The sequence below is a fragment of the Pseudomonas sp. DCB_BI genome (assembly GCF_026240995.1).
Taxonomy (GTDB): domain Bacteria; phylum Pseudomonadota; class Gammaproteobacteria; order Pseudomonadales; family Pseudomonadaceae; genus Aquipseudomonas.
Window position 1 is genome coordinate 1 of the sequence record NZ_JAPFCG010000076.1, and the last position, 396, is coordinate 396.

The following is a 396-nucleotide window of genomic DNA, read 5'->3' on the forward strand; positions in this document are numbered from 1 at the left end:
TGGTGATGGTGGTGTGAGGAGACGGTGACCTGGGTCCCTTTGCCCAGCCACGGGGGGCTAGAGCTTATGTAATCCAATCCCTGACGAAAATCTGCTGCACAGAAATAAACTGCCGTGTCCTCACTTTTCACACTATTCATTTGCAGAAACGCCGTGTCCTTGGAGTTGTCTCCGGAGATGGTGAATCGGCCCTTCACGGAGTCTGCATAGCGCGTACTACCAGCATTCCAGCTAATAGCTGCTACAAACTCACGCTCCTTTCCTGGAGCCTGGCGGAACCAGCCCATGGAACGCCGACTGAGGGTGCCTCCAGAGGCTGTACAGGAGAGTCTCAGAGAACCCCCAGCCTGCACCAATCCTCCCCCAGACTCCTGCAGCTGCACCTGGGCCATGGCC

1 protein-coding gene is annotated in these 396 nt (G+C 56.8%); it reads right to left on the minus strand.

From position 1 onward, the window contains the following. The coding region (locus OO258_RS27360; protein WP_266035032.1) for a hypothetical protein at nt 1–392 on the minus strand (392 nt) is incomplete at its 3' end. Nucleotides 393–396: the final 4 nt, after the last annotated feature.